8 protein-coding genes are annotated in these 9213 nt (G+C 43.6%); 5 read left to right on the forward strand and 3 right to left on the reverse strand.

From position 1 onward, the window contains the following. Nucleotides 1-109: 109 nt before the first annotated feature. Nucleotides 110-3331 (reverse strand): LPXTG cell wall anchor domain-containing protein, encoded by a 3222-nt coding sequence (locus M1G14_RS04100; protein WP_247926309.1) that lies wholly within the window; start codon nucleotides 3329-3331, stop codon nucleotides 110-112. Between the two features lie 114 nt (nucleotides 3332-3445). Continuing rightward, nucleotides 3446-4408, reverse strand: coding sequence for an aromatic acid exporter family protein (locus M1G14_RS04105; protein WP_247926310.1), 963 nt, complete (start codon nucleotides 4406-4408; stop codon nucleotides 3446-3448). A 96-nt stretch (nucleotides 4409-4504) separates the two neighbouring features. Here M1G14_RS04105 and rlmB point away from each other — a divergent pair, with 96 nt between their 5' ends. The 5 genes from rlmB (at nucleotide 4505) to rpsI (ending at nucleotide 7637) form a co-directional block, all read left to right on the forward strand. Next, entirely contained in the window at nucleotides 4505-5233 is a 729-nt protein-coding gene (rlmB, locus tag M1G14_RS04110; protein ID WP_247926311.1) for a 23S rRNA (guanosine(2251)-2'-O)-methyltransferase RlmB, read from the forward strand. Between the two features lie 18 nt (nucleotides 5234-5251). After that, nucleotides 5252-5764, forward strand: coding sequence for an NYN domain-containing protein (locus tag M1G14_RS04115; protein WP_227038570.1), 513 nt, complete (start codon nucleotides 5252-5254; stop codon nucleotides 5762-5764). Beyond that, entirely contained in the window at nucleotides 5764-6627 is an 864-nt protein-coding gene (locus tag M1G14_RS04120; RefSeq protein WP_247926312.1) for a DegV family protein, read from the forward strand. The genes M1G14_RS04115 and M1G14_RS04120 overlap by 1 nt, the downstream gene beginning before the upstream one ends. A gap of 152 nt (nucleotides 6628-6779) precedes the next feature. Next, entirely contained in the window at nucleotides 6780-7226 is a 447-nt protein-coding gene (gene rplM, locus M1G14_RS04125; protein WP_002876943.1) for a 50S ribosomal protein L13, read from the forward strand. Nucleotides 7227-7244: 18 nt separating this feature from the next. Beyond that, nucleotides 7245-7637 (forward strand): 30S ribosomal protein S9, encoded by a 393-nt coding sequence (rpsI, locus tag M1G14_RS04130; protein ID WP_002893764.1) that lies wholly within the window; start codon nucleotides 7245-7247, stop codon nucleotides 7635-7637. Nucleotides 7638-8004: 367 nt separating this feature from the next. On the opposite strand, the gene M1G14_RS04135 is transcribed toward rpsI, so the two are convergent. After that, the coding region (locus M1G14_RS04135) for a GmrSD restriction endonuclease domain-containing protein (protein WP_247926313.1) at nucleotides 8005-9213 on the reverse strand (1209 nt) is incomplete at its 5' end.

The following is a 9213-nucleotide window of genomic DNA, read 5'->3' on the forward strand; positions in this document are numbered from 1 at the left end:
CTGACGTCCGTACTCACCTAAGGAAAGTTTTGAAAGATAGTTTAGATCCAAAAAGAACCTTCGCATCTGCAAAGGTTCTTTTCATGTCATCCAGGTCTAAACCTGGAACTTACTCAACTTCTTTCTTTTTCAAGAGGAGGAAGCCTCCGCTTACAGCTAACAAGAAGCCTGAAAGAATGAAGTGTGCAGTTGTGTCTTCTCCGGTTTGTGGCAATTGTGCCTTGGCTGGACTTCCTTGGAAGCTTTGTTCTACTTGGTAAGTCAAGGCTTGCACACTTTCTTCATTTTTAGTTGTCATTTCTTTTTGTGGAAGGAGCACTTTAGGAGTCTCCTTCTTGGCTAAGATTGGCTGTGGATTGCTTGTTTGGTTATGAATTGGCACCACTACTTGATCTGGTTCTTTAGCTGGAACGTAATCCATCAAGCTTGCCAATTTGCTGCCAAAGATCGCATTGGTTACCCAGCGGAAGAAGTGGACAGGGTGTTGACGGTTGGTTGGATTTCCTGCATAGACAAAGAGTGGTTGTCCCATCAGTTCTCCAGAGATGGCCATGACTTTGTTAGCCAGAACATCATTATGTGGCCACCAACCTGCAATATAATAATCGCTCGGAGCGATGCTCATCAAGGTCTTGAAATGTTCTGGAACCTTTTCAATCCAGTTTCCTGAGTTGGAGTAGAAGAGGGTATTCTTCTTGTATCCGCTGGTCAATGGATCCTGGTCATCAATGATCGCTTTCATCAAGCCTTCGTAGTCACTACCGCCTTTTAGTTTTTCAGCGTCAAATCCTGTAAGAACTCCCAATTTTTCCAGTTTTTGCATGGCTTCCCCACCAATGACAAGGGTTGGTTTCTTGCCAAAAATGGAAGCGTCAAAGCGGTTGCTTTCCAAAATAACAACATCGGCTTCTTCTGGTGTATTGACGATTTGGAAGCCTAATTTTTCAAGGACCAGACTAGTATGAGCAGGCGCATCTACTCCAGCCCAATTATAGTGGTAGTTCGGAGAGTAGATCTTCATCGGTTTCAAGGTTGGGCCGCTAGGTACCTTGTAGAGGGCATCCCCATAGATGGCATAGTTTGGTAGGAGCGAAGCAAAGGTATCGCGGTCAACGATGTAGCCATCGTCTGTTAGGTAGACAGATTTTCCTTGCGCGATGGCCTGATTGACAGCTTTAACGGCACTGGCTGAGGTATTTGCGATCACATAGTAAGGAGCTTTTGGATCGATCTCAGAGGTACGAGTGGCGCGGGTGGTGGTGACTTCTCCTAATTTTCCGTTGAAAAGACCATCCGCAAATATAGGTTCGGACTTGAACCCTCTCATATCTGGGAAGTTGACCAGTAACTCTGCGTACATCGCAGCCCAGGCAGATTCGTTGGAGCCCTTGTAGAGAATATGGTTGGCATAGCCACGTTTGGCTTGGGCCATGTCAATGACCAAGTCCCCTTTTTTGTAGGGACCTGTATCTTCTTTAAGTTCCTTGACGAGGACACCATTGCGTTTGAAGTAGTCAATCATATTGAAGGCTTCTTGCGCATCATTGTCCTTGTCGAGGCTCATTGGGATGACGTAGTAGTCTGGGAAGAATTTCGGACGACCATTTTTCACCCGTCCAACGATTTCCCCATTTGGGCCAACCAGTTCATTTTCAGCTTTTGGATCTTCGGTTTTATTGAGACCGCGCAGGTAGAAGTTGAGACGCATCTCAAGGAGACGGTCTGGATCTTGGTTGAGGAAGTCAATGCCGCCTAGGACAGCATTGCGACCCGCTTTGTAGGATTCTTCATTTCCTTCCGGAATTTCAATGGTATGGCCTAAGATACCATGGTAGACAGCATATACCCCTGTATAGCCAGAGAAGGAGTCATCCCAGCCATCGCCCCAATCCAGTTTTGGAATGATGTAACTATTGTATTTAGAATTGGCAACTCCTGCCCGTCCCATATGATGGGCATTTTCTAGCATCAGGTCTGACAGAAGATCGTATTCGAAGTTCGGATCATGTGGTGGCGTTGCAGGTTCGATCAAGAATTCTTTGATAAAACCGTGTAAGTCGTAGAGAGCGATCGGATTCCATTTGTTGATCATTTGGATAACCGTGCGAACTTCAGGGTTGGTTTGGTAGCTGGCATCCCGGTTTGGATCGAGCCCGTTTGCTAGGGCCCGCAGGTTGAGAGCATCCCCATCTGGGTTTTCCGTGAAGTCAAATAAGAAAATGAATTTATTGAGCAAGCTTGGAATATCTAGCGTGACTGTTTTAGCATTTCCAGCTTCATCTGTGGTGTTAAAGGTCACCTTTTCCTTGGTCGCAAAGGTATTGAAGAGGCCTGTGATGATATCAATGCCTGGCTGTTCATCCGCGTGGGTGTTGTGGACTAAGACAGGTAATTTGTAATCCAAGGTCTTGTCTTTTAGTGCGGCCAGCATTTCGCTTGGCTTAGTCAAAGCTGTAGGGTTGGTACTAGACAGGTAGTGATCGATGCTGGCTTGGTCCTTGCTCACGATCCCCATCTTCATATCCCGGCCTTGGGCACTCTTTCCAAGAGTTTCCAGCTGCACTAAACGATCGGGTTTCGCTTCTTCCTTGGATTTTTCGATAGCAGCCAGCATCTCTTCATGTGTATGGTAGTCTTGGTAAGGTCGAAAAACAAGGGTTTTATTGATGGTCACACCTAAGTCTGCATTGGTCCCGACTAGTTCATGGTTGCCGATGTAGTTGCGATAAGTCCGGCGAATATTATTTGGGCTACGAAGACTGAGATCTTCACCAAAGAGATCCTGCACGTCGATGTGGAGATCTAAATCATTGCCGTTTGCAGTCTCTGTGATGGTGAGGAATGGATCCTTGCTTAGTGTTCCTGTCTCCATATCCCAAGTTTTCCACTCAGAGAGAGGCTTATTGTCTAAGGTCCAGTTGATCTTGCCAGCAGCTTGAGCTTTTTCTTGGACTTTGTCATCAATCGTACTCTTTTCAGAGAGATAAATGGTGCTATCCGCCAATCGAGTCGCTTGGTCAGAAGTCGTTGTAGCACGGTTAGTGCTTGGACTAGCGGTTGGAGCAACTTCTGTACTAGAAGCCATATCAGAAGTCGCTGCTGTTTCTGCAGAACTAGCAGGAGTTACTTCTGTGGCTGTAGTGGGACTGGCAGTATCAGCTGTCACAGGTTGCTCAGTAGCAGGTGTCGCTTCAAGAACCGTGCTGGGTTCCGTTTGAGGCACTTCTAAGCTATCAGCTGAAGCTTGGCCATGACCGATAACAGAAAGCAAGACAGCCGCTGAGAGGCTGAGTGTTGTAGTGTACAAATGTTTCTTATACGAAGACTTCATATAGAAGACCCTCCTTAAAAAGTTATTTTCCGTTTCTAGTATACCATTTTAGGAAAACGTTTACAATAATCCCCTGAATAAAAAAACCTTTGCATCTTGCAAGGGCTTCTTTGTCTATTCTGTTTCCTTATGAAATTGTTGGTAAAAATCAACCTTGACCTGGATGAAAGTTTCTAAGTCTCTTAAGAGTTGGAGCAAGGTGGCGCGTGTTTCAAATTCCTCACGGGTCTTAGGAAGAGGACGTTCGCGGAAGATCGCCAAATACTGATTAATATCATCTAGAAGATCTTGGGCGGGATTTTCCTGACTTAACTGTTGGGCCGTCTTCTTAAATAGTTGTGCCAGGATTATGCTTTCACTCGCCGCTAACTGACAGCGGTTGACGTTTTCTGCCATATCCCGCAGGATATCGTTTTGTCGCTTGCGCATTTCGAAGTAGTGAATATGGTAGTTGGTTTGGTGAAAGAGGTGGTTGGAATGGTCCAGATAGACTAGCTTCAAAGCGTCCTTTAGGATGCTGTCCAACTCCTTAATCAAGCGAGCATCATTGCGACCATCCCCTTTACCAAGTAATTCCGCAAAACGACCAAGGATCTTTTTCAGTTGGTCTTCAACAACATCATGGTAATGATCGATCGCAGCCTGATTCGAAGGCATATAGAGATTGGCCAGCAGGGCAAAGCTGGTCCCTATCAAAAAGAGAGCAAGTTCATTGAGCAAGAGTCCCCAGGAAGTAGACTGCTCAATCAAGAGGTGGGTGACCAGCACCGTGCTTGGCGTGATGCCGATCTGCCAGCCCAATAGAAAGGCACAAGGGACATAGAGAGCGATAAAGACTCCCAGTGCCCAAAGGTTAAACCCTAAAAAGGAAAAGGCAAGACTTCCGATAGCAAGGGCCAGCAAGGTCGACATAAAGCGCTGGTAGGCCTGCTTGATGGTGCTGCGACGCGTATCCGAGATACTCAAGATGGCAATGACGCCAGCTGAGATGGCATAGGTCAAGCCCAGAGCATAAGCAAGGGCCGCTGCTAAACAGGTGGCCAAGGTGAGCTTGATGGTTCGTTGAAAAAGAGGCATGGCTTCCTTTCTAGTTTGGTTCGTTCATTAAGATAGATTTCATTTCATTATATCATGAATTGGCCTCTTCCTCCTTTCTTGTGGTATACTAGTTCTATGGAAAATAACGATATCGTATACGGTGTCCACGCAGTCACCGAGGCTTTACAAGCCAACACAGGCAATAAATTATATATTCAAGAAGATCTCCGAGGGAAAAATGTCGACAAGATCAAGGCCTTAGCAGCTGAGAAAAAAGTGTCGATTTCTTGGACGCCAAAGAAAACCCTGCAGGAAATGACAGAAGGAGCTGTTCACCAAGGCTTTGTTCTTCGAGTGGCAGCCTTTGCTTACACCGACTTGGCAGCGATTCTGAAACAGACAGCCCAAGAAGAGAACCCGCTTTTATTGATTCTCGATGGCTTAACAGATCCGCACAATCTTGGATCTATCTTGCGGACAGCTGATGCGACCAATGTCTCAGGAGTCATCATTCCTAAGCACCGAGCGGTTGGGGTGACCCCAGTGGTGTCAAAAACTTCTACCGGAGCAGTGGAACACATTCCCATTGCGCGTGTGACCAATCTTAGCCAAACCTTAGACAAGCTAAAGGAAGAGGGCTTCTGGATCTTTGGAACCGACATGAACGGCACGCCATCGCACCAGTGGAATACGGATGGCAAGTTAGCCTTGATCATTGGCAATGAAGGAAAAGGGATCTCAGCCAACATCAAAAAGCAAGTCGATGAGATGATCACCATTCCCATGAATGGTCATGTGCAAAGCCTCAATGCCAGCGTGGCAGCAGCTATTCTTATGTATGAGGTCTTTCGCAACCGACTATAATCCTAGAAAGGCAATGATATGAAACGAAAAATCTTATTGGTTGACGGCTACAATATGATTGCCTTTTGGCAGGAGACCCGCCAGCTCTTTCAAAAGAGTGAGCTCGATGCAGCCCGCAATATCCTTCTGCAAAAACTGAGCCACTATGCTAGCTTTGAAGGGATCGAAGTCATCTGTGTCTTTGATGCCCAGTATATGCCAGGAGTGCGGCAGACCTATGAGGAATTCAATGTTCAGGTGGTCTTTACCGGTGAGGATGAGACGGCAGATGACTATATCGAGCGCTTGGCGGCAGAGCTCAACACACCCCTCCACCAAGTATCGGTAGCGACCAGTGACTTAAATGAGCAATGGACCGTCTTTGCTCAAGGGGCCCTTCGGGTATCCGCTAGAGAGTTAGAAAAACGGGTCGCAGTCGTCAAAGGAAACCTTAATCAAGCGCAACAAGTGGTCAACGATCAAAAACCACCCATGCGACCGCTCGATCACGAAGTATTGCGACAATTACAAGAAATGATGGGAGACAAGTAATGACATTTGCTATTTTGACAGATTCGACCGCAGATTTAGATCAGAACTGGGCCAAGGAACACCAGGTGACCATTCTTGGGTTGACCATTGAGTTAGATGGGACGGTTTACCAGACAGTTGGCCAAGGTCAATTGACCAGCCCTGAGCTTTTAGAAGCCATGAAAAATGGAGCTAAACCGACAACCAGTCAGGTCAATGTGGGCCAATTTCAGGAAACCTTTGAACAATTTGCCAAAGAAGGAAAAGATCTGCTTTATGTGGCCTTTTCATCGGTCTTATCTGGGACTTACCAGAGTGCAGTCATGGCACGAGACCTGGTTTTAGAAGACTACCCGGAAGCCGTGATCGAGATTGTCGATCCGAAGGCTGCTGGGATTGGAGAGGGTTATCTGGTCATGCGGGCAGTAGCTGCGCGTGATGCAGGCCGATCATTAGCAGAAGCTAAAGAAGAGATCATGAATCTAGCGCCAAAACTTCGGACCTATTTCCTGGTCGATGATCTCTACCACCTCATGCGTGGAGGCCGTCTCTCAAAAAGTGCCGCGATCATGGGAAGTTTGGCCAGTATCAAGCCCATTCTTTGGATAGATGTGGAAGGAAAATTAGTCCCTATTAGCAAGGTTCGCGGACGCAAAAAAGCTGTCCGTGAATTACTGGAGCTGATCAAAGCAGATATCGGTGAAAGTACAGCCTTGGTGTCTTATACCAACGATCTAGAAGGAGCCGAATCACTGAAGCAAGAAATGCTTGCGCTTGAAGGGATTGATGAAGTCCTCGTGATGCCCCTTGGACCAGTTATTTCAGCCCACGTCGGCCCGAATTCTTTGATCGGATTTGTCATTGGAAAAGAAAATCGCAAATAATTTTCTAAATCGGTTGACTTTTATCTTAGAATTTTGATACAATAGTAGGCGGTATTGTTTACCCCATTTGTAAGGCCCCGGAACCTTTCAAATAACTTGCGGACCGGAACATCCGCCCTGTAAACAAAAACGACATTCATATAGGAGAAATCATGAACAAAACTACATTCATGGCTAAACCAGGCCAAGTAGAACGCAAATGGTACGTTGTTGACGCAACTGATGTACCTCTTGGACGCCTTTCAGCAGTTGTTGCTAGCGTGCTTCGCGGAAAAAACAAACCAACATTCACACCTCACACTGATACAGGTGACTTCGTAATCGTTATCAATGCTGAAAAAGTTAAATTGACTGGTAAAAAAGCAACTGATAAGATCTACTACACTCACTCAAACCACCCAGGTGGATTGAAATCAATCTCTGCTGGTGAACTTCGTTCTAAAAATGCAGTACGTTTGATCGAGAAATCAGTTAAAGGTATGCTTCCACACAATACTCTTGGCCGCGCTCAAGGTATGAAATTGAAAGTATTTGTTGGAGCTGAGCACACTCACGCTGCACAACAACCAGAAGTTCTTGATATTTCAGGACTTATCTAAGGAAAGGAACAATAAAGTATGTCACAAGCACAATATGCAGGTACTGGACGTCGTAAAAACGCTGTTGCACGCGTTCGCCTTGTTCCAGGAACTGGTAAAATCACTGTTAACAAAAAAGATGTTGAAGAGTACATCCCACACGCTGACCTTCGTCTTGTAATCAACCAACCATTCGCAGTTACTTCAACTGCAGGTTCATACGACGTTTTCGTTAACGTTGTAGGTGGTGGTTACGCTGGTCAAGCAGGAGCTATCCGTCATGGTATCGCTCGTGCCCTTCTTCAAGTAGACCCAGACTTCCGCGATTCATTGAAACGCGCAGGACTTCTTACACGTGACTCACGTAAAGTTGAACGTAAGAAGCCAGGATTGAAAAAAGCTCGTAAAGCTTCACAATTTAGTAAACGTTAATTCGAGAGAATTACGATACTTACAAAGAGCACCTTTCAAGGTGTTCTTTTTTAGATTTTTTTACTAAATTGGTGCAATTGACACAGTTGTCGCGACTTTAGTCGCTTACAAATGTGGCTGCAATCTGACAACGTCAGTTGCCTCAAAACGTTAATCAACACGATACTATCAACGTTTACAGACATTCAAGAGTATTCTCTTGGATGTCTTTTTTGTCTAAAAAATAGGTCTTTTTCGGAAACTTATTAAATGTTGGGGACGATACAAGTAGATAATCGTATCCATAATTGCCATTAAATACAGGGAAAAGCACTTTAGTTGATAGTAACAGAATATGTGTTATCAGCTAAAGTGCTTTGTTAAATTGCTACATGCTCAAAAATTTTTCTCTTGCCTCATTTGAATCTTCCATTTTGAAAATTCTTATAAAATCAAGATAGTCTGAAAATCGTTCTTCTGGGATACATATCAATAATTCTTCAACATTAGCTTCAGATTGATTCAGACCCCAGTCGTTTAGTATTCCAACTAATTCATCAGAAATACGAATATCACGTTCTCTAATTTCATCAAGTCCCCAATTGTTATTACTTTGACTTAACTCAAGTAAGACGCCAACTTTGGACTTCTTGTAGATTTCTTTTTTCTTAGCAAAGTATCCGTTACTTGCGATAATATTGAGCTTCTTTTCAATGGGAATCTTATTACCAATATGTTCAACTAATTCTTTGACTTCAGAATCTGAATTTGTTGGGAAATAACTAGATTGCCATTTTTGGGGAAGGATATGCTCAATTTCCCATTTTTCTGGTAATAATTCCGATTGATGTTGATAAGCTATGATATTTAATATCATCTTCACTGTATTACGATTCGCATTTTTGATTTTATCTGACAATTCTTTCTCATCGATATCGCTGAAATTGAATCTGGGTTGTGATGAGTTAACTATTTCTGCATTTAAATTCAAGATTCCAGTTTTGACGGCATTAATTGTTGGTGTTATGATATATCTTGCAGAAAGAACTGCTAATAATCTCTTCGCAAAAATAAGAAAATCATCTTCGAATGTGTCTTTATGATGATAGTGTAAATAGTAAATGACAACAGGATATTTCCAGAATTCATTAGGATAAGAGGTCAGAGCATCCAAAATTTGTTTTATTTCCATATTTTCTGACCATTTTTCATTTTCTAGTGAGACTTTATTATTTATCACTATCCACAAATTTAAAATGGCATTTAAGTTTTGCATTAAATCTTGTGAGTACAGTTTTTCGAAATTATTTTTTGCATAGTATTTTCTAATACCAGGAGTGGTTGTTCTTCGATCATTTTCCTTTGCTCTCAAGTAGAACATATAATAGTAAAACAACTTTTGAATACTTTCCCCAGCATTTGTAGCTTGTTCATCTAGTTCTTGCCAGAGTTCTATAAATTTCTTTTTTTCTTCTGGATCTAAGTGATTATAAATTTTTGCTTTAAAAATATCGGCATCCGATAATGCTAGTCCTCTATCGTTTAGAGTTGAAAAAATAGTGAGTGCTGTTTCTTGACTATCGGCTGTAATAGGGAG

It is taken from the genome of Streptococcus parasanguinis, assembly GCF_023109675.1.
Taxonomy (GTDB): domain Bacteria; phylum Bacillota; class Bacilli; order Lactobacillales; family Streptococcaceae; genus Streptococcus; species Streptococcus parasanguinis_I.

What these genes read in the sequence shown, in the direction of transcription:
- M1G14_RS04100 (WP_247926309.1), bottom strand. Translation starts at nt 3,331, where the DNA reads ATGAAGTCTTCGTATAAGAAACATTTGTACACTACAACACTCAGCCTC.
- M1G14_RS04105 (WP_247926310.1), bottom strand. Translation starts at nt 4,408, where the DNA reads ATGCCTCTTTTTCAACGAACCATCAAGCTCACCTTGGCCACCTGTTTA.
- rlmB (WP_247926311.1), top strand. Translation starts at nt 4,505, where the DNA reads ATGGAAAATAACGATATCGTATACGGTGTCCACGCAGTCACCGAGGCT.
- M1G14_RS04115 (WP_227038570.1), top strand. Translation starts at nt 5,252, where the DNA reads ATGAAACGAAAAATCTTATTGGTTGACGGCTACAATATGATTGCCTTT.
- M1G14_RS04120 (WP_247926312.1), top strand. Translation starts at nt 5,764, where the DNA reads ATGACATTTGCTATTTTGACAGATTCGACCGCAGATTTAGATCAGAAC.
- rplM (WP_002876943.1), top strand. Translation starts at nt 6,780, where the DNA reads ATGAACAAAACTACATTCATGGCTAAACCAGGCCAAGTAGAACGCAAA.
- rpsI (WP_002893764.1), top strand. Translation starts at nt 7,245, where the DNA reads ATGTCACAAGCACAATATGCAGGTACTGGACGTCGTAAAAACGCTGTT.